Annotated in this window: 16 protein-coding genes; 2 read left to right on the forward strand and 14 right to left on the reverse strand. The window is 40.1% G+C overall.

Annotated features, from left to right (window positions below):
• Nucleotides 1-10: 10 nt before the first annotated feature.
• A complete protein-coding gene (locus ACZSMY_RS17890) occupies nucleotides 11-1,018 on the reverse strand; it encodes a YheC/YheD family protein (protein WP_465148104.1) in 1,008 nt (335 codons plus the stop codon).
• A 488-nt stretch (nucleotides 1,019-1,506) separates the two neighbouring features.
• Here ACZSMY_RS17890 and ACZSMY_RS17895 point away from each other — a divergent pair, with 488 nt between their 5' ends.
• Entirely contained in the window at nucleotides 1,507-1,839 is a 333-nt protein-coding gene (locus ACZSMY_RS17895) for a hypothetical protein (protein ID WP_368901446.1), read from the forward strand.
• Nucleotides 1,840-2,084: 245 nt separating this feature from the next.
• Nucleotides 2,085-3,746 (forward strand): ATP-grasp domain-containing protein, encoded by a 1,662-nt coding sequence (locus tag ACZSMY_RS17900; RefSeq protein ID WP_368901445.1) that lies wholly within the window; start codon nucleotides 2,085-2,087, stop codon nucleotides 3,744-3,746.
• Between the two features lie 104 nt (nucleotides 3,747-3,850).
• Here ACZSMY_RS17900 and ACZSMY_RS17905 read toward each other — a convergent pair whose 3' ends face one another.
• The 13 genes from ACZSMY_RS17905 to galU all read right to left on the reverse strand — a co-directional run bounded on the left by ACZSMY_RS17905 (nucleotide 3,851) and on the right by galU (nucleotide 21,835).
• Nucleotides 3,851-4,882 (reverse strand): CapA family protein, encoded by a 1,032-nt coding sequence (locus tag ACZSMY_RS17905; RefSeq protein ID WP_368901444.1) that lies wholly within the window; start codon nucleotides 4,880-4,882, stop codon nucleotides 3,851-3,853.
• Nucleotides 4,883-4,929: 47 nt separating this feature from the next.
• On the reverse strand, nucleotides 4,930-6,585 hold the full coding sequence (locus ACZSMY_RS17910; RefSeq protein ID WP_368901443.1) for an acylphosphatase: 1,656 nt from the start codon (nucleotides 6,583-6,585) through the stop codon (nucleotides 4,930-4,932).
• Between the two features lie 35 nt (nucleotides 6,586-6,620).
• Nucleotides 6,621-8,243, reverse strand: coding sequence for an acylphosphatase (locus ACZSMY_RS17915; RefSeq protein ID WP_368901442.1), 1,623 nt, complete (start codon nucleotides 8,241-8,243; stop codon nucleotides 6,621-6,623).
• Between the two features lie 44 nt (nucleotides 8,244-8,287).
• Entirely contained in the window at nucleotides 8,288-9,622 is a 1,335-nt protein-coding gene (locus ACZSMY_RS17920; protein ID WP_465148105.1) for an ATP-grasp fold amidoligase family protein, read from the reverse strand.
• Nucleotides 9,609-11,741 (reverse strand): glycosyltransferase family 2 protein, encoded by a 2,133-nt coding sequence (locus tag ACZSMY_RS17925; protein WP_465148106.1) that lies wholly within the window; start codon nucleotides 11,739-11,741, stop codon nucleotides 9,609-9,611. The genes ACZSMY_RS17920 and ACZSMY_RS17925 overlap by 14 nt, the downstream gene beginning before the upstream one ends.
• Nucleotides 11,722-13,677 (reverse strand): glycosyltransferase family 2 protein, encoded by a 1,956-nt coding sequence (locus tag ACZSMY_RS17930; RefSeq protein WP_465148107.1) that lies wholly within the window; start codon nucleotides 13,675-13,677, stop codon nucleotides 11,722-11,724. The genes ACZSMY_RS17925 and ACZSMY_RS17930 overlap by 20 nt, the downstream gene beginning before the upstream one ends.
• A gap of 310 nt (nucleotides 13,678-13,987) precedes the next feature.
• Nucleotides 13,988-15,607: an ABC transporter ATP-binding protein gene (locus tag ACZSMY_RS17935; RefSeq protein WP_339234618.1), complete on the reverse strand. Its 1,620-nt coding sequence runs from the start codon at nucleotides 15,605-15,607 to the stop codon at nucleotides 13,988-13,990.
• A gap of 155 nt (nucleotides 15,608-15,762) precedes the next feature.
• The gene (locus ACZSMY_RS17940; protein ID WP_212929172.1) at nucleotides 15,763-16,539 is read right to left on the reverse strand and encodes an ABC transporter permease; all 777 of its coding nucleotides are present in this window, start codon (nucleotides 16,537-16,539) and stop codon (nucleotides 15,763-15,765) included.
• A 459-nt stretch (nucleotides 16,540-16,998) separates the two neighbouring features.
• Complete coding sequence (locus ACZSMY_RS17945) at nucleotides 16,999-17,775, reverse strand: glycosyltransferase family 2 protein (protein WP_465148108.1); 777 nt, start codon at nucleotides 17,773-17,775, stop codon at nucleotides 16,999-17,001.
• 24 nt (nucleotides 17,776-17,799) lie between these two features.
• The gene (locus ACZSMY_RS17950; protein WP_465148109.1) at nucleotides 17,800-18,924 is read right to left on the reverse strand and encodes a glycosyltransferase; all 1,125 of its coding nucleotides are present in this window, start codon (nucleotides 18,922-18,924) and stop codon (nucleotides 17,800-17,802) included.
• 31 nt (nucleotides 18,925-18,955) lie between these two features.
• Nucleotides 18,956-20,080: a glycosyltransferase gene (locus ACZSMY_RS17955; protein WP_465148110.1), complete on the reverse strand. Its 1,125-nt coding sequence runs from the start codon at nucleotides 20,078-20,080 to the stop codon at nucleotides 18,956-18,958.
• Nucleotides 20,081-20,619: 539 nt separating this feature from the next.
• A complete protein-coding gene (locus ACZSMY_RS17960; RefSeq protein ID WP_281422729.1) occupies nucleotides 20,620-20,748 on the reverse strand; it encodes a hypothetical protein in 129 nt (42 codons plus the stop codon).
• Nucleotides 20,749-20,956: 208 nt separating this feature from the next.
• Complete coding sequence (gene galU, locus ACZSMY_RS17965) at nucleotides 20,957-21,835, reverse strand: UTP--glucose-1-phosphate uridylyltransferase GalU (RefSeq protein ID WP_212929176.1); 879 nt, start codon at nucleotides 21,833-21,835, stop codon at nucleotides 20,957-20,959.
• Nucleotides 21,836-21,844 lie beyond the last annotated feature (9 nt).

The raw sequence follows: 21,844 nt of genomic DNA on the forward strand, positions 1-21,844 counted from the left end.
ATTCGGTATACTATATTTTATTTTTTATTAAATACTTATAGTAATCTGTTCTATACATTGCTACCTCTCCTCTTAGCCTAGATGTATCTGGTGCTCCATTAGCTTCAAATACATAAAAACTCCCGTCTCTATCTATGCCTATATCAAACCCAACAGTAGGTATTTCCACCTCTCTTAATTGCTCCATTTTAGTTGCAAGTTTTAACCCCAACTGATTTAATTCTTTAAGCATTTTTTTTGCAGAATTAGGATAATTAGCTTTTAAAAATACTCTTGCTTCAGCAACCCCTCCCCCTTGATTAACATTAGAAATAACTTGCTGACCAATACCGATTCGAATATATTTTTTAGCAACAACCCATTCGCCTTTACCGTTTTTTTCCATGTGTATTCTACAATCAAAAGGGTCTCCTTGTGGCGTTCTCGAAGTTATATATTTTTGAATGACATGTTTTTTTTCTGTTAATTTTTCATTATAAAAATTTTCTAGCTCTTCAAAAGATATTTCCTGCTCTATTTTATTATGTCCAATTGTAATTGACCCTTTATCATTTATAAAAACTCTATATACCCCTACCCCTCGTTGACTCCTAGTTGGTTTAATAACAACGTCTTTATATAAAGAAAGAAATTCTTTTATTTTAAAAGGAGAAGAGCAAGAAGCAGATGGAATAACATATCTTTTAAAGTCTTCATCCTCCAATAATTTATATTGAAGCATTTCTTTTGATATACGATTTTTAAAACTAACTGTTAGATACGAATGCTTTTCCAAATATCTTACTACTTTTGGATATACTAAGCAAAACTGACTAACGTCAATAAGTTTGGGAATTTTGGTTTCCATTCTATGCCATTCACTACCTGTGAAGATAAAACCATTGATTGTTTTTTTATCCATATTTACGTCATCTGCCCGAAAATACAAAATTTCCATCCCTTTGGCTTTAGCAACTAATGAAGTTAATTTAGCCAGAATGTTAGGTCTATTAAAATTACGCATATAACCTATAATCATCTATGTTTCCTCCTATTTTTCGACAAATTTAACTACCTACTATAATAATACATTCTATCATACGTGAATATTACCATTCTTGTTATGAAATATTTACTTTTTATAAACTATAACTTTCCCACCTAGAAACAATAAACTCAATTGATTGTAGTATGGGTTCATTGTAAAATAAAATACAACAGTTCAAAACATAGAAAGTCATCGTGTCCACGTATAGTTATAATCGACAAAAACACAAAACAATACGGAGACAATTCACGATGACCCAAGTTACATTCTAGCACGAAATCACGTACATTTACACATTTAAACGAAATAGAGAGAGGACAAATCGCAGCGTATTTGGAAGAAAGTTTATCCATAAGAGAGGTATCGAGAAGAACAAGGCCAAATATAAATAGGATTTCCCTAGAGAAACGATGTTGTTCGGCAAAACAAATGGATAACCTCCGCAAAACGTATATAAAATACTTTTCAAGGGCCAGATTATGTATCTATACAAGGAACCGGGAAAAAATGATATAGTAATTGGTTATTGCTCCAAAAATAATGTATTACTCACGCTGATGGAGCAAAAAGCACACCATAAAATCGTTAGGAAGATACAAGCTAAAAAAACAGAAGTAACGAAGGCATTAGAACTATTATTAGAGGGATCTGTAAAGTTTCTACGTGCTTTCAACAGCATTACAGCAGATAATAGTTCCGAGTTCAGCGAACTCTGGCTGAATGAGGAGAGAAAAAAAGAATGGAGATCTATTTCGCTCATCCTTATTACTCCTCTTGGGAAAGAGAGACAAAGGAGCAATACAACAGGTTAATTAGAAGGTTCATCAAAAAAGAACATGTGATGAACTTGTATTCAAAGGAATTCGTTAAACAGGATGAAAATTGGTTGAATGCCTTTCCTCGGAAAAAAGCGTTTGCAGAATTTCAGAGCTATATAGTGGTTTCATATAGAACGTTGCATTTACTATTGCAATTTAGGTTATTTATTAATAATACGATTTAGAAAACATGTTATAATTATATTTAATATAGTGAATTTATGATAGGAGAATTAATTATGAATGAAAATCGCTTTCTAGAAAGCTTAAATCACCCTATACCCGAAAAAGCACATAATTATATGTTGAGCACATATAGCATTATATTAGAAGCCTGGAGAAGAGGGATGGAAGTATCTGTAAACATTCAAAAACAACCTATCTCTGGAAGCCTTGCCCCCAACTATACAATTAAAAATGGTGAAAATATTCACCATTTTAGTGTCACACGTGGCGATTTTGTACCTAGAAAGACAGTTAAACAAGTAATAAATAAAGTATCTACAAAAAAAATATTAGAAGAAAATAATGTTCCTGTTCCAAAAGGAGAGGAATTTTCTGCTGACTCTAGTAATCAAGAAATTATAGATTATGCTAATATTATCCATTATCCAGTAGTTGTAAAACCAGTAGCCGGAACTGGAGGGGTTGGTGTCATTGCAGGTATTGAAAATGAAGATGAATTAACAGAAGCACTAGAATACGTTAGATTTAAACTAAACTCACCTCAAATTATATTAGAAAAATATTTTGAAGGAGAAGATTATAGAGTATATGTGTTAAATAATGAAGTGATTGGTGCTATCAAAAGAATTCGGGCAAATGTCACTGGGGATGGAAAAAGTACAGTTAAACAATTAATCAATATAAAGAATAGAGAACGTTCTATATTGCCTTCTTTGACAAATAGAAAAATACGAGTAGATGATGAAGTAAGAAATATTTTAAAACGTAAAAATTTAGATTTGGATTCAGTTATTCCGGAAGGAGAAATATTATATATAAAATCAAAAAATAATGTATCTGCTGGCGGAGATTCGATTGATATTACTGATGAACTCTCTGATAACATAAAAAAAGTTGCTATAGATGGTGCAAATGCGTTTGATTCTTTATCCCATTGCGGTGTTGATATAATGGTAGATGAACAAAATGATACCGGGGTTATTATTGAATTAAATTCTAGAGCTCATATTACGCAACATCTATTTCCAATGAACGGAAAAGCTAGAGACATCCCTTCTCACATAATTGATTTCTATTTTCCAGAAACCAAAAATTATAATCGAGAAGATGCTCTAAAATTCTATTTAGATTTTGATTTTATTTATGATGCTTGTTTAAATAGAAATGCAAAAGAAGTGCAAATTCCCATTCTACCAAATGTGAATCTACAGCTCACACGTTATATTATAAGTGGTTGCAAATTTACTGATAGATTTGCAACTCGAGTAAGGCGCATGGCATACAGCAATAATATCAATGGATATCTTAAAACTTTAGATAATGGAAATATATCCCTTATTGTTGGATCAAACAAAAAAAACGTAACCGCATTTCGTAAGGATATTGAAACTTATATAAAAAAACTAAATCAATCTTCAAAATTAAGAGAAAAGAAACGCTCTACACCAATTATGCATGGATTTCATATAATCTCTTCTGATAATAGTAACGAAGAAACCCAGATGGAGAAAAACATGAAAAAATATGCAAAGCTAAAATCTGACTATGAACTTGCTATGCAACAGTTGAAGAAAAATGAAATTGATAAAAATATTTTAGAACTTGCAAAGAAACAAAATAAATATTTACAAAGAAAATTAGACCAACTAGAATCAAGTAATTCCTGGAAAATCACTAAACCAATTCGTGTTATAACAAAGAAATTGAAAAAATAATTTTTATTATTGATATAAAAAAACTATTCATAAACATGTTAAACCCAAAAAACCGTAAAAATCCACATTATGTGATTTTTACGGTTTTTATTAGATACTTTTTGCTATCTCACTTTTAACTCTGGCATCCACTGTGTTAGTCTATTACTCAAATCCCCATACACTTCTAAACTATCAAAGGTATCATGCTCGGTTTTGATATATGGATTTCTTTCTATATATTCTCTTAACAAATGCATTTGAAAGTTTTTACTCTTTTTCGCATCAACAAAAGTTAAATCAAAAGTTGGTTTTTCTATAGTTATCTTTCCTCTGTTGTCCTTTCTGATGTTTAAATTCAAAGCACCACCAATTTGTCTATAAAGGCCTTTTTGTCCACTATAAAAATTGCCTAATGAATAAAAAACGAATGTTTTTTTTCCTCTAGAATTTATTACCCACTGTGCAGGCTGTAACACATGCGGATGGCTCCCTAAGATAATATCTGCTCCTGAATCTGAAATAGATCTTGCTAATTCCATTTGATAAGAAGCGGGCATTAATGAATATTCTGATCCAAAATGCGCAGAAACTATAACTACGTCTGGTTTTATCTCTTTTTTTGCTCTTTCAATATCTTGTCTAATTTTCCGTGCAGATGCTTTAGGAATTTGATTTAAAAGATATTCTTTGCCCTTTGGAGACTTCTCTCCTACACTAGTTGCAGTGTAAGCTAAAAACAAACACTTTATCCCATTCTCCTCTATAACTCTAAATGTTTCCTGATCCTCTTTTGATTTATGTGACCCAACATATGTTAAGCCAACCTTCTCTATATTTTCTATAGATTTAAGGGCGCCCTTCTCTCCTAAATCAAGACTGTGGTTATTAGCATTTGTTACAATAGTAGCTCCGAACTCTTTTAGATTTTCTGCTAATTCTATAGGATTATTAAATTTAGGGAAAGAAGAAAGCCCCATCTCTTCCCCAGCGACAATAGCTTCTAAATTAACAACTGAAATATCCCCTGATGATAATAGCTTTTTAGCTGGAGCAAGTTTATCTTTAAAATCATATTTATTATTTAATCTGCTTAATTCCATTACCCTACCGTGTAGTAAAACATCTCCGGTTGCCACTAATTTTATTTCTGACATTAACAAACCTCCTCAGGTAATTATAATTAGCTCTATTTTAAAATACGCTACCTTCTACTTTTATCCTTCACTTTCGAGCCAACCTTACGTATAGACTCTGTAACCTTCCAAGAAGTACTATTCAAGATATGTTTGATATCTTTTTCCGCTCTGTCTTTTTTCTTTCTAAATTCCTGCAAATCTTTATCCATGCTTCTTAAAGCATGCTGCACGGATTTTATATTATTGGTATTATACTGCTCGGAAATTTCAAATCCTACCGTAATAAAGCTGTCATAGTCCTCTTCTTTGATACGGGTTACTTCCGATCCCTGCGGGTAGCCTTTGATAACCTCTTTAAAGTCTTCCACTGCTTTTTGATCCGTTCCAGCTACAACAACTTCAATTTCATCAAAGACCATGCTTTTCACATAACCGTGCAGATTTTGAGCAAGTGCCTGTCTCTTCAGCCATTTATGATAATTGTATCGCTGTACATTTCCATTCACGATATATTTCCGGATATAGAGCTCTCCTATTGGCGCAGGCGCAACTTCTACTTCCAGTGCTGCTCTATTTTCAAGCGGCTCCAAAACATTGATTAAATTAAAAGAGACTCTCGATTTTGTAGTGTCTACCTTCCCTTTGGTTTCTGGGAAATAATAGTCTATAATCGCTTTCGGAATGTCTCTTGATTTCCCTTCAATCGGGAAGAGCGCCCCGCCAATTTGTGCGGTAGGGTTCAATTCAATAACCACAGCTTCCCCTTTCAGGTCTTCGCGGTCATTGACAATTATATCGACGCCGCCCTGCGGAAAATCATCAATTGCTTTTAATGCATTGATAGCAATGTCCTTATATTCTTGCGGCAGAGTGTCTGTTACATCAACAGGGTCTCCGCCGGAGGATACATTCGTTTTCTCCCGCAAGTAAATTACTTTGTCCTTCTCCGGGACACTTTCCAATGTGTAGCCAGCTTCCTGAATAAACTCGAGAATTTCGACATCCATATGAATCAGACAGCTGTTTAAGCGGGCATTCTTTCTGCGTATCGCGTTCTTGATATCGATTAATTGCTCAATGGTGTGTTCCCCATCGCCCATAATGTTCGCAGGTACACGGTTGTACGCTGCGATTACTTCGTCGCCCACGACATAAACACGATACTCTTTCCCGCTGACATATTGCTCCAGCACTACTTCTTCATACTCTAATTCCCGGCGGACATAATGAATCGCCTTGATTAATTGTTCTCTATTTTTAATATTGGTTACAACACCATTTCCAAGACTCGCGTTGGTTGGTTTGAGAACTAATGGAAAGCCGACTGTATCCGCAAATTCGATAATCTCTTCATTGGTTGCCTCTGCTTCAAAGCCTTTTCCCTTTGGTACAGGCACGCCTGCATTGCCGAGATAGATTTTGGTATCATCCTTCTCTGATCCAATTTCTACTGCTTCACTGGAAACCAGATCTCCTCTTGTTCTAAAGAAGTAATGTGTCTGCTTCTCTGAGGTTAATGAAAATAAACGTCCGGGCGGGTTCACTCCAAAAATAACCATATTCTCAAAGTGCTCGGAATCCTTCGTGTACCATTTTAGCTTCAGACCTCTTCTCCATCCTTCTAATGCAACAGAAAATGCGTCCAGACGTGTTTTTCGCGCATTTCGTACAATGTCATTATTCAGATGTGGAAGACTTATCCCTAACTGATTGTCTTTCATATTCATATCCTCCTGTAGCTTCTTTCAACTCATCATTATCCCTTAAACTTCTTAAAGATCGACCCAACCGCCCGGATTGGCGAGGTTGCCTTCCAAGAGACGCTTTCGTAGTACTTTCTCCGTTTCAGCTCAGCTTTTTTCAAGGCCAGCTCGGTTTCTTCCAGTTCACGCTTGTACCATTTTAATTCTTCTACTTGTGTTTTTAAATCTGTTTTTATCTCAAAGCCGACTTTCACTGCTTCGTCAACATCTTCTTCTAGTACTTCCATCACGGTTGCTCTTTCTTCATCTTCCCAGATACCGTGTTTAAAGTCTTCTACCATTTCCGGATCTGTGCCGGCTACAACGATTTCGATATCGCCGATTTCCTTCGTCATGATATACCCATGCAATTCCCGTTCAAATGCCTGCTTGCGAAGGCCGCGGTGGTAACCGATATCTAAGACATCGCCGACCACGATATATTTCTTCATATAGACCTTTTGCTGCGGACATGGGGTGACAGTGGTCACGGTTGCGTCCCGATTTTGGAGCGGGTCCAGTACATCATGGAAATCAAAGAATGTATTGATTTGTGCAACATTCTTGTCCTTTGTTTCTGGAAAATAAAAGTCTATGATTGCTTTGGGAATATCTCTTGACTTGCCCTCGATTGGATATAATAGCCCGCCCAGCTGTGCGGTAGGGTTTAATTCTAATACATAGGCTTTGTCATCCTTCTCATTGATAATGATATCGACGGCCCCATGTGTCAATCCTGCAACGGACCGCAGCGCTTTAACTGCTGTGTCCTTCACTTCCTGGGACAGGCTGTCTAATACATCAATTGGATCGCCGCCAAGTGAGATATTTCCTTTAAAGTTTAAATAGATCAAATCATCTTTTTCAGGAATGGAAGAAAGCGTATGACCCTTTCTCGCGATAAAATCTGTTAATTCATCATTTACGATAACTGGACAGCTTACTAAACGCGGATTTTTTTCTCGCTCTGCATTTTTTAATTGAATCAACTGTTCTATCGTATGTACACCATCTCCGACAACGTTTGGCGGCTGGCGGTGCATTGCTCCGACAACTTCATCTCCGACAACATATAGGCGGTAATCTTTTCCGGCGATATATTGCTCGATAATGATGTCATCGGTGGTTCCCAGCTCTTTGGTGTAGTCATAGCATGCTTCTAATTCTTCTGTGCTGGTAATGTTGACAAAGACGCCGCGGCCAAAGCTTCCGTCCTTTGGTTTCAGCACAACGGGAAATCCGATTTTGCTGCCGCATTCCAGAACTTCTTCTTTCGTGTGCTCGCTGGTAAATATTCCTCCCTGCGGCACTGGAACGCCGTGCTCGCTTAAGTGCTGTTTGGAGCTTCCTTTGTCTTTTCCAATAGATACAGCTTCATTGGTTACTTTATCTCCTCTGGAACGGAAGAAATAATGTGTCCTGCTATCTGAACTTAATGAAAATAATTGTCCAGGTCTCTCGGTGAACCATGTAACCATTTCACTGAATTTCTCTGAATCTTCAACATGCCACCTTAATTTCAGACCTCTCCGCCAGCCTTCCAGCGCAATTACGTATGCGTCTAATAAACTTCCGTGTACATCAGAAATAACTTCTGATGATAAATGCGATAGCCATTCAGCATTATTCTCACTCATGCCTGATCCTCCTGATTAATCCATTTTAGTACGTTATTCTGCATTTATATTTTAAATGTTTTTCCTTGAAGCAGGTCTCTATCTAACTCCCCCTGTGCTTCGATAAATAAATTTCCTAAATATGTGTCTATTTTATCATTGAATTCATCATAATTGCCCGGTTTTGGTGTAAATTCTCCAAAAACCAATCCATTTTCAGATCGCAGAAAATCGATTCGCATAAAGGGGCTGGGAATCATACTGCTGATTCTCTCTGCCATGTCGATTTCTTCCTTGGAGACTCCTTTGCCTTCGAAGGCTTTGTCCTCATATTTTCCTGTCTGGATACGTTTCCCCTGTCCATCCCACCAGCAGTATTTCATCTCTGGCGTGCGAATGATTTCCAGGATAACGCCGACCTTGCCATAGAAGCAATAAAACTTCACATCGCGCCCGGATACCTTATTAGCGGTATCCTCAAGGATTAATTCTTCGATGCGCCAGGCATCCTGATCCACTTTATTTTCCTGCAGATCCTTCTCCATGCGATGCTTGAGTAAAGACCAGTTCGACAATTTCTCTCCTGTCTTTACACTTATTATATCACTAGATGCATATACAATGTAAACTCCACGTCCTCCAGCTCCATTTGCCGGCTTGATAACAATATTTTCTTCCTCCGGCAGGGTTTCTATCGTGTAGATATCCTCCGGGCTGCCAGGCGTGCGTATCGCTTGTTTTTCCATAAAGCGATACGCTGTCTGCTTATCGTCTAATTCGTATTCCGGGAGCGTTCCTAACAGCTGATATTGTCTGACACGCATATTCATGCAGGCGCGATAGGAAGCGACGTCCGCCAGGCTGACAGGGTCTTCCGTAAGTCCTGCGCGTGCCATGAATTCAGAAGCATGCCCTTTGACTCCAGCTAATACTTTTGTGAAAATCCGCTGTTTAAAGGCCGGTTCTTCCTGCTGGAACTGCCGTGCAGCTGCCTCCAGCAAATCCCGGAAATGACGGTCTTCTAATTTTTTCTGCTCGATGCGTTTATCTAATTCCGCAATGATTTTTCCTTTGTCTTTCTTTTCTTTGATATATCTCCAAAGGGTATTATAATCAAATTGCTTGAGCGCTTTTTCGCGTTCTGCTAACTGCTCCTTCAACAAAACGGTTTCCGATTGATAGTGAAGAAGCTGTTCTTCCAGATAAGCGATATAATTGTCTTTTTCTTTCCCGGAAGGAAGGAGTTTGCGAATAGAAGCTGTTTTTTGATACGTATTGCTTTTCATGATTTTTTTAATTTGTTTATCTGTCTTGGCAATACTTGCTTTGGTATCATCTACCTGCGCTTCTTTTTCGATAAGCTGATCAATCAGTTCTTCATACGATTTATCCTCTGGCATCTTCATGCCCTCCTTCCTTCCATTTGCCTGGAACGACAAAATTATCTTTCAGCATCTTTCTAAAGGCCTGCTCTTCCTCTATCCAATTGGATGCCGCCACTGGATAATAGCGGATGGTATGGCTCTGTTCCTCAATCAGCTGTTCTCTGATTTCTATGCTCGCCGGATACCATGCGGCTGCCTGTCCCAGATAGCGGTGCAGCCTCATTGCACATTGGCGCATATTGTATTCCAAATTATTTTTCTTCGGTATTTTATTAATAATGACCTTGGCTGCGGTTGTCTTGAGCTCCGGCATATAGCGCTGTTTTTCCTGAAAGATAAGCGGATTTTTGATAATAGTGAGCTGTGCTTCTGCTCTTTCTCCGTAAACGAGCATGCATACCTGCTCCCCATCCACGAAGTCCCTTACCTTCTGATGGATAAACTTGGATTGCTTCAAATCATATATCCCGCGCTGGATCAAGCCAACCGTAAAGCCATTTTCCTTCAGCCATTTGATTTCCTTGCCTATCTCCGTATCATATTGGCGAAAATCTGCTATATACGCAACATCCACCTGATGCCGGGCTCCTTTTACAAGCATCGGCTTCGGCACGGCAAATGGACGCTCCTTTTGCTGATAGGGAAAATATACATCCTTTGCTTGCTGATGCATCCGGTTATGTGCCTCGGCATATTCCTTACGTGCTCCCATAAGAAAGCCGTTATAGCCAAAGGAGGAATTCCCCGTTAACGAACCGGAGGATTGCATCGGGAAGGAAAGCGGCCCAGTCGGCAGATCCTTCACCTGCTCTGTTCCAAAGGTGAGCGCCAGCCGCTTTTTAAATTCACTGTCTGCGGCGAAACGCACCGCATCCCAATAGCCGACCTTCTCTAAAACTGGAATTCTCTGAAACATAATCGATGACATATTGGAAAAAATATATTTCCCCGGCATCCCCCTGCGATACAGATATAAATCCTCTGTCAGCCTGGCATGCTCCGATGTATTGGCGATAACAGACGGATTTTCCAGCAAATGCCGTGCCTGGATTTCTATTTTTTGCGGATGAGACCAGTCGTCCGCATCATTAATGGTCACGAATTCTCCTGTTGCTTGCTGGAGCGCGATATTTCTGGCTACATATGGCCCTGAATTTGTTTCGGTTTGCAAGAGCTTAATTCTGTCATCCTGCTGCATCCATTCTTTGACAACAGCTGCGGTATGATCCGGACTGCAGTCATCGACAACGATGATTTCCAGGTTTGTCCACGTTTGCTTTGTCAATGATCTTAATGCAACAGAAATGCCCGATTCCGAATTGTATGCTGGAATGATGACCGTAATTTTAGGCTGTTCACTCTGCTCTTCTTTTATCTGAATCGGGTGGGTGTCTAATTGATCATAGAGATAAGCACCTGAGATTGCGTTATTGATATAAAGCGGCTCCAGCTGATACGCATGCAGCACTTCATTGATCCAATACAGACGGTCCTCCTGATTTCGGCACAGGTTGGCCAGTGCCAGCAGTAAATCGGGATGCCATCCTTGGTTCAGTGCTTCTTTAATCAGCTGCATCCCTTTTGCATGCTGCCCCAGTATTTTATAAGCTTCGGCAAGCAGGATGATAATACGACGGCGCACGTCTATATTCTGCTCTCCCTCGAGCGCAATTTCCAGATAGGTGACGGCCTGCTCTGCACTGTTTGGAGTCAGTTTGTTGGCAAACCAAAAACCCAGCTCCCATGCAGCTGCTTTGATAAGATATTTATTATTGGAATGATACAGCATATCCTGTAAATTGCTGAGAGCGCGTTCTTCAAAGCCGAGGTCATATAAATAAGTTTTGACCGGCTTCAATTGATTGCTGGCATCCTTCTGTTTATAAGAAGTGCTGTAGAGCTTTTTGATATTTCTCCGTCCCAGGGCATAGGAAGGCACTGCTTTTGCCAGCGAGATACCGTCCTTCTTCCAGCCGGCAGCCTTTTGCTTTAAGGTTTCTGCAAACAAAAAGGCAGACTTATAGCGTCTATAAGTCTCCTTTAATGCTGCTTCTTCTTTTCTTTTGGTATCGAGCTCTTCTTCTGCGTGCTGCAGACGTGTGTGAAGCTCGGTTTTATCGATTGGTTGTTTCATTTTCTAGACAACTCTTTTCCCATACACGGTCGGCATATGCCTGTTTGATTTCCGTTGCTGGAATAGTATTTTTGATTTCCTGCTGTATCTGTTCATCCGCCGGGAACCATGCTCCCAGCTGGCCAAAATATTCTTCGATATGCTTGGCGGCATTGTTTAGATCTGCCTGATTGTCAGGTGCTTCTGTCAGCACAACTGCCAGCTGCTTTGTCGTCAAGGTTGGCAGGTACTTCTGCTGATATTGGTACACGGTCGGCTTGATGCATACGGTCTTCTCGGCATCAACCTTTTCTCCGTAGACAAGCATCTGCAGACGATCTCCATCTAATTTTTGACGAATGCCTTCGTCGATTTTTTTCGGAAGCACGAAATCATAGGCGTTGATTTGCACCAGGCCGATTCGGGTTCCTGTCGCTTGTAAGCAGTCGTTGAATACCTGCCAATCTGCTTCGTTCAATGCCCGAAAATCTGTGGCAATAACGACATCAAATTTCCGGACACCCTCTGTTTTTTCTTCCTTGGCCGGCCACATTGGTTCCGGCACGGGATATGGCCTTTCCGTCATTGGATAAGTGTAGCGGACATCCTCTGCCCGTTGATGATGATTCTCCAATGATTCCACATACTCCTTGCGCACACCCATAAAGAAGCCGTTATAGCCAAAGGCGGAGCTTCCTGTTAAGGAGGTGACAGCTTGTCTTGGCAGGGATAACGGACCAGAAGCTAAGTCAACATAAGCCCGTGTGCCAAAGCTTTTTAACAAACGGCGTTTAAATTCGCCATCTGCAGCAAAGCGGACACTATCCCAGAAACCGATTTTTTCCAATACAGGCGCTCTGCGGAACATAATCGATGACATATTCGGGAAGATGTATTTTCCTGGCGTTCCCCTGCGATACAACGTCATCTCTTCGGTAATTCTCGCATGCTCGGAGGTATTGGCAACCACCTCTGTATTTGCTAGTAGATGCTTCGCCTGAATCTCTAATTTGGAAGCATGCGACCAGTCATCCGAATCGTTCACGGTCACAAATTCGCCAGCCGCTGCTTCCAGGGCAATATTGCGTGCAATGTAGGGACCGCTGTTTTGCGGAGTCTGCATGACTTTAATCCGGCTGTCTGTTGCTGCATATTCCTGTACGATCTCCATCGTATTATCCGGGCTATGGTCATCGACAATAATTAATTCGATATGCTGCCATGTCTGCTCCAGAATCGATTCAATTGCTACCCTGATTCCATCCCCGGCATTATAGGCAGGAATAATGACAGAGATCAGCGGTCCATCTGAAATATTTTCATGTGTTTTGATGGTATGGAGGCTGTCATATTGGCCTGTTTCATCGGTGGCAATGTTATCCAGGTCATAGAGAGAGAATGCTTTATTGATGTAAACAAATCGATCCTTGATATCCGCTTCTAAATTTGCTAACGCCAGATAGATATCTGCGTGTTCTCCTGCTTTTAAAGCGTCCTGTAAGACGTTTCTGGCTGTTTCACGCTCGCCCGTTTCATCCAGCAGCTCTGCTTTGATAATAGCGATACGGCGCTGCTGGTCCGGCTGCACTTCGCCTTCTTCGGCAAGCGGAAGATATTCTAATGCAATCGCCGCATCCTTTTCATTATATTGATTGGCATGCCAGAGTACTTTTTCCCAGGCTGCTGTTCTTTTTAAGGATGGATCGTTTGCTTCCTCTATATAGGCTTCTAAATCGGCTAAGCCTTTCTCGATAAAGCCCAGATTATATAAATGGAACTTGATTTGTTTCAGGCGCTGTCTCTCTGCTTCTTTTTTGCCGAGCAAGACGCGTTTGATGGCGTCTTTCTGCTGGTTACTTAAGATGTTTAAGAGGTATTTGCGCTGTTTCTCTCCTAAAACCGAGTAGATAAACCAATCTACTGGTTCTGCCACTATTTTTTTTATAACTCCTGCCATTATGACACCACCATTTTTCTTCTATCCGTTGAATTTATTGCGAAAGATTTAACCTGTATAAGTTTAAAATTATATTTTACCTTCTAGCTGTCGCTCCGGAAATACACTACGCTTTCCATGGGCTTGCGCTCAGCCTCCTCGGTAAAAAGAAGAGCACTTTTTCCCTGCGGGGTCTTCCCACTGCGCTTTCCCATAGGAGTCTCCGTGTATTTCCTCCGCTGGATAGAGTGCTTAACTATAGAAAAAATAATTTATTTTATTAGATGAGAAAGATAAAATAAATAAATTTAAATTATTTTATACCACTGCTTTATTTCTGTTCTGCGCTTTTTGTTTTTGCTGCGTTTGCTTTGACTGGTTGTTTGGCGTTGATGACTTTTGGTTTTTTCTTTGCTGGCTTTTTTTGGACGCCCATGGCTTCGCGGTATTTTGCGACGGCTTCTTCTGCGGTGCCGTCGAATTTCACTTGGCCCTGTTCCATCCAGATGCCTCTGGTACATACTTTTTCGACAAAGCCCATGCTGTGGGATACGATGATGACTGCTTTGGCGTGGTCCATCATCTCTTGGATGCGGACACTGGCTTTTTCCTGAAAGGCAAGGTCGCCTGTTGACAGGGCTTCATCGACGATAAATACATCGGGCTTTAAAATCGCTGCGATACTAAAGCCGAGGCGTGATTTCATCCCTGCTGAATAATGCTTTACCGGCTTATCGATTGCTTTTCGGATACCGGAGAATTCAATGATTTCCTCATATTTTTCATCGACACGTTCTTTTGGGATTCCTAACAGCATCGCATTTAAATAAATATTGTCTGTTCCAGTTAATTGTGCGTTAAAACCTGTACCGTAGCCGAGCAGAGAGGATGTCTGGCCATTTACCGTCAATGTTCCCTCATCGGGTCTGAGTATGTTTGTAATGGCTTTACAGAGTGTACTTTTCCCGGCGCCATTATGCCCGATGATGCCGACGACTTCTCCTTCTTTAATATCGAAGCTGACATTTTTTAATGCCCAGTAGTCTTCTTTTTTATTTTGCAGCTTGAAGGATATGCCGACATTCTCTGCTTTTACGATCGATTCCTTACCGACATTTGTTTCTGTCTTAGTCACATTCAGACTGCGCTTTTGCCTTCTTTGACGCGCAACGGGGGGAACCGTTTCTTTATAATGCTCAATGACGGTTTTGGGATCTCCAATTTCTTTGACATATCCATTGTCCAGCCAAATCAAGCGGTCACAGTTCTTTTGGGCATAACGCAGACTGTGGGTAACAATCACTACCATTTTCGCATTCGCAACCAGCTCCTTGAGCTTTGCTGCTGCCTTGCTGCCAAATTTCACGTCTCCTGTGTTCAATGCCTCATCCAAAATGAGGATTTCCGGCTGAAGGTGAGAGGCGACACTGAAACCAAGCCGCGCCTTCATCCCGCTGGAATAGTATTTCATCGGCTGGTCAAAAAACTGCCCAATCTCCGAGAATTCATGAATATCTTCAATATAATCATTAATTAATTGCTTATTAATGCCGAGCATCATTCCATTTAAATAGACATTTTCTCTTCCTGTCAGTTCTTTATTAAAGCCCATCCCGAAAGAGAAAAGAGCTGTTACATTTCCATCAACGTTCATTATTCCTTCATCCTGTGTAAGAATACCGGTAATGATTTTGCTCAACGTCGTTTTTCCGGCACCGTTTGAACCGATAATTCCTAAAATTTCTCCCTGATAGCCGGTAAATGTAATATCTTTTAACGGCCACACCTTTTCCGATTTCTTCTTATTTTTTTTCTTCTTGAAAAGGTTCGTCAGGGTGGATTTTAAATCATCAGCATGCCGGTTATCATGAAAGGATACGGCTATATTTTTCGAAACAACAACCTCTTCTTTTGACTGTTTATCGATTTTTTCATTATCATGATTTGACATAATAAAACCTCTTTTATCGCACGATAGCTTTTTATCTGAACCATGAGGTCATGCTCCAGTATTCTGTAAAACCCTCTCCCCTAAAAAGAGAGAGGGAATTTTTATCCTGTGCTGCGTGCTTGATTCATTCCATTCTGCTAAAGGCGCATCATGGATTACAATGCTTTAATAATCTTGTGTTCGTTCTTACTGTAATAATAAATCATATAGACACATATTGCTAAGCTTCCAACAAAAATGATGCTCAAGCCTAGAAAGTCCGGTGCCCGATGAAACATTAAAATATCACGGTAGGATGTTACCAGTATCGCAATCGGATTAATATCGACAAAGAAACTGTATTCAGGAGGCAAGCGTCCGCCTTCCCAAATGATTGGTGACGCGTAGAAAAAGAGTCTCGTCACATAGCTGAGTAAATTATCGATATCCCGAATAAATATTGTAGCGTATCCTAATACAAGTCCCAGCATTAAGTGGAAGGTCAGCTGTATCAGGATTAGCGCTGGCAAATAGATAACATGCCAATCTGGGAAAACACCATATCCTATCAAAAATCCTGCAATGACAATTAAGCCAAATCCAAAGTTAAATAATTGCGTCAGCGTAAAGGATATCGGAAATAATGATTTTGGCAAATAGACCTGATTAATAATCGAACTGTACCTTAAAATCGATTTAGATGCTGAGTTCATGCTTGTCGATACCCATCTCCAGACAACTAAACCAACAACCAGGAATAGACCAAAATTTTCGCCGCCGCGATCTAAGATAATAACGACTAAGAAATAAAATACGAGTACGTTTAACAGCGGGTCGAGCAGCCACCAGAAGTAACCGAGGTAGCTGTTTCGGTGCTCCGCTTTGAGTCCGGATTTTACGAGGTAGAAGAGTAAATCTTTTCTCCGTAAAATCTCTTGTATATAGTTTTTCATTATAATTTGACACCGCCTAATTGTTTCAACACTTTCTATTTATGGACATACTGCGGTTGTCCTGTCAGGAAAGTGATTTTTTCCATCTTTTAATTGTCAGGGGTCCTTATTAGAAGGATTCCTGAGCCTAGTTGCTATTATACACTAAAATGGTGTTGTTTTATAAAAATAGCATGAGTTGAATTAGATGCTGCTTTATAGCGATCGCTCCAGAAATACACTACGCTTTCCGCGGGCTTGCGCTCAGCCTCCTCGAAAAAGAAGTTCGCTTTTTCTGCGGGGTCTTCACCCTGGGACTGCGATTACTCGCCCCACCGAAGACCATTGCGCTTTCCCGCAGGAGTCTCCGTGTATTTCTTCCGCTAGTTATATATTCTAGTCATGGATTGTTCATTTCCATTATAAAAAATGAACGAATACGGTCTAATAACTCAACCTATTATAGCTATAAAACATCCCCTACTTCTTTGCATTCCATTTCAGTAAATCCCGGAGTGAGCGGGTTACGTAGTGGGAGAAGTAGTATAGGGTTTTGGGAAGGGTTTGCTGTTCTACTTCCCGGAATACGTACCAGTTTCTTTTGGCTGCTTTCCATTTGTTGCTGGAAATGGAGTTGCCTACGAGGCGGTACCTTGCGAGTACTTCTGGAAGTCCATATGCAAAGTGGCCGTTTCTGGTGATTTCCAGCCAGAAAGCGTAGTCTTGTCTGGTACGGATATTGACCATGCGCCGTTCGCCTATTCTTTTGCGATCTAACATGACGGTCAGGCAGCCGATGACACAGCGTTTCATTAAATCCTCATACGTCACGGTTGCAGGGGCTGTGCTGATTGCACCGGTATCTGTGCCGTCTTCATTCATACGCACATACTGTGTGAATGAAAAGGCAACCCCGTTGTCCTGCATAAAGGCGAGCTGCTTTTCCAGCTTTTCCGGCAGCCATAAATCATCGCTGTCTAAAAAGGCAATATAGCGTCCTGTTGACTGATCCATTGCTGTGTTGCGTGTGATTGCCGAGCCTTGATTCCTATCTAATACGGTTAGATGGATACGTGCGTCTTTTTCGGCATAGCTTTTCACAATTTCTGCCGTCCGGTCTGTCGAGCAATCATCCACAATATTCATTTCCCACTCTGAAAAAGTTTGTGCCTGCACCGATTCAATGGTTTCTGCAATAAACTGTTCGGAGTTATAGGTTGGCGTAATGACAGAGACTATCGGTTTTCTATCTCCCAAGTTATTCACCCACTTCACTTCGTCCTATTTGTTTCCTAAACGCTGGTAAATGGCAATCAATTTTTCTTCTTCCGCTCCCCAATTCAATTGTTCCTGGACAGCTTTTTTCCCATTTTCACCCATTTGCTTCGCCGCATCTGGATGACTCCTTAAATAATCCAGCGCATCCTTTATTTCTTGGTCATTATGCGGATCTACTGTGATACCGCATCGATATTGATTGATAAAATGCTTCCAGACAGGGAAGCTGGAACAAATAATTGGAATACCGGCATTCATATACTCAAAGAACTTGGTTAATTCTTTCTTCATATAATGCTCTGTTTCCGGAAAAATCGCAACCCCTGCCAGCCAATTATGCTTCAAATAGGCTTGTTCAATTTCTTCTTTTGGAATGTATTGGTTCACTCCTTTGATTTGAATCCGGTCTGACTGGCTGCCAGCGATGCGGTAAATCTCATCTGCGAATTCTGTGGAGCATTTACCAATATAATTCATCGTGATTTTCTCATCTATTAAAGGCAATTTTGCATGCAGAAATGCACCGCGCACATCTGTTACATTGCCCGTATAAATCAATTTATCTTCTATTTTTCCTTTGCGCTGATGCTTTATAAAAGCGGTATTTACCATCGGATAATTTAACACACATTCCCCGTCCGGATAAATATCCTTATAATACTTTTCAGCAAGGATTCGTTCCATCTTTTTTGTGAAAAACTGCTCCATTTTCTTATATGCTTTGGCAGCAAATTTACGAAGCGGCTTCGGTAGATATTCTTTTTGCAGCATGCTCGTGATGTAGTCTTCATGAATATCATATATCACATGATTCCGGCGATTTTTAAGCAGCCATGCGACTGGCAGCAGCTCCGGGTCATGAAAATGATACACATCCGCTTTTAATTTTTTCGCCTGCTTATAAAGTGTCCAGGCGCCCTTGGTCATGCGTTCCCATCTGCTTTTGTAATCTTTGATTGGGATATGCTTGATGCCGCTCTCTCTATCTATTCCTGTTTCTGTTTCTTTGGCAATTAAGTATACGTCGAATCCAGCTTTTTTTAATGATTTACATTCCTTATGATAAATTCTCGGATCATGAGGATGATGTACTGTTGTTAAATGAACAACACGTTTTTTTTCATTCATTGCAGCTGTCCTCTCTATTGGTTATTCATCGTTATTGATCAATCGTTTGTTTAAAAAGCTTCTCATATTCTTTGACAATCTTCTCTGCACGGAAGGATACCGCTCGTTCCCAGCCTTTTCCCGTGATCTGGTTTCTTTTTTCATCATCCCAATGTAAAGCATCTTCCATTTGTGCAGCTAGTGCATCTGCATCTCCTACCGGTGTAATCACACCATATTTACCATTGTCCAGAACTTCTGCTGCGCCTGGTCTGGCATCGGTGGAGATAATCGGGATTCTGGCGGCGAGCGCTTCTGTCAGCACATGCCCGAACCCTTCTCTTTTGGAAGACAACACAAAAATATCCGCCTGATTAAAATAAACATATGGATTCTCCTGAAAGCCTGCAAAAAATACAGCGTCCTCTAGATGCAATGCTTTTACCTGCTTTTTCAGCTTCTCTTCCAGCTCTCCCTCACCAAGAATGACAAGGCTTGCTGAAATATTTTTACGTACTTTAGCAAAAGCTTGAATCAATGTCGCCTGGTCCTTATCGTCTACCAAGCGTCCTGCTGTAATAATCACTTTTTCTTTCGGGTCATTAAATATAGATTGATACTCCTCGGCAATTTCTCCTTGCTTCATCAAGGATTCTATATTTTCCACATCGACCGGGTTATAAATAACCTGTACCTTTTTCGGGTTTACTTTGTAGTTTTGAATGATATTCTGCCTTACCCCTTCAGAAAGGGCAACGACTTTTTTCGAAAATCGATAGGCCAATCCATATATTTTCAGGTTCGTATTTCTTTTTCCTTCTGTTCCTAATAACGCTGCTTCCCGGACAATGTTTTTTGCTTTGTGACCGGACAGCAGTCTTGCTGCAATGGCAATGAGGTTATAGTTAGGAATGGTACTGAAGACAATATCGGGTTTTTCCTTTTTAATTATTTTGGAAAAAGGGATGATTCCCGAACGCAGTCTTCTGGTCGGCAGCTTGATAAAGATGATTTCTTTTTTTAAGTATTTTTCATAATCGCCTTCATAATTCAAGGTAATCAATGTCGGCTCAAACTGCTCCAAATCCATGTTATTTAATAAATTGAGCATCGTTCTCGCCGCACCGCCGGACCCCAACTGATATATAAAGAAAAATATTTTTTTCTTTTCCCCCATTTTTTTTCATTCCCCTGCAAAGTAATTTGTCGATATTTTACCCAGAAGCATTATAACATAGGGGTGCGGATAAATAAATTTTCGACAGTGACTATTTTGTGAAAAAAGGCTTGAGGACGGTTGCTGAAGCAGAAAAAATGAAACAAAGGGATGGAGGGCTTATTTTGGATGATGACTTTATAGCTTATGAATGCCATCATCGAAGAGCACTGGATCTTGAAAAGTATTTTCTCTTTTTCCTTGTAAATTTGTGATTCAATCTAGTTAGCAGAATGACAGCAAACTAAGCTTGTGCTATTTTAAAATAACATGAATAAAAAGCGCTCTACAGGGAATAGATATATATCACCCTTATTAAGAAATAGATGCTTGCTTGCATGAATATTATTTGACACAAAGCATTGATTGCTATTATAATAAGGATGTAAAGAAATATTGTGCGATTTTCGCTTCAAGGGCGAATAAAAAAGTTGGGGTGGTTCCCAGCTTTTTTTTTTGAAAAAACGCCCTCATTAATGAGGACGAAAAAATATTTTTATTTACGACAAGAACAACTTAATCAGAACAACTATATCTTTTGCAAGGGTGGTCAGACCTTTGATTATAGCTATTCTTTTTTGTTGCCTTTCTCGCTTTTTCTTCATTGTGCGATTTTCTTTTTGCCCCAAGGGGTTCACCTCCTTTCAGTTAGCTACTGCCAACTTGGGGAAGTTTTTGATTGCATAAGATACGTGCTTGCCCGCCTTATGCTTTTATAATTCCACCACAAAATATTAAGAAAAGTCCCAATGTTTTGTTTAAAAATAAGAAGTTATTAAATTTACCTGCATATAATAAAGAATGCAGACCACTATAAAGCCCGCATCCCCCTTCTACTTACTCTTCTTCTAATTTCCTTTTCATATACGCCAGCACATCTGCTTTTAAATCCGGTCTTCCCAGCGCAAAATCAATCGTTGCTTCAATAAAACCAAATTTATTGCCCACGTCATATCGATCACCTTCAAAATTATAAGCAACGACATCCTGTGTCTGATTGAGTTTCTTTAACGCATCTGTCAGCTGGATTTCATTATCCTTGCCTGGTTCAAGCGTCTGTAAAATAGAAAAGATTTCCGGTGTCAGGATATACCTTCCCATAATAGCCAAGTTGGACGGCGCTTCCTTCGCATCCGGTTTTTCAACTAAATCATGAACAAAGCTGGTTCTGCCTGCCGTCTCTTCTTTGTTTTTCGGGTCGATGATTCCATATTTCGATACATCCTCCCATGGAACGGAATGTGCGCCTATTACAGCCGCATGGTGTTCCTCATGGACATCAATCAGCTGCTTTAAGCATGGTTTTTCGGACACCACAATATCATCGCCAAGCAAGACAGCGAAGGCTTCATTGCCGATAAATGAACTGGCACAGCCAATGGCATGCCCGAGGCCAAGCGGTTCCTTCTGGCGGATATAGTGGATATTCGCGAGTTTAGAGATGCTTCTGACCTGTTCTAATGTCTCCCAATCCTGCTTCTGCTCTAATTTTTCTTCTAATTCATATGATTTATCAAAATGATCTTCAATCGCGCGCTTGCCTCTTCCAGAAATAATAATGATATCCTCTATTCCGGAGGCCACTGCTTCCTCAATAATATATTGAATCGTCGGTTTATCTACAATGGGAAGCATTTCTTTTGGCTGCGCCTTCGTTGCCGGTAAAAATCTTGTTCCAAGTCCTGCTGCGGGGATAATTGCTTTTTTTACTGTCATACGGCATCC

This window comes from Oceanobacillus sp. B139/18 (assembly GCF_055524595.1).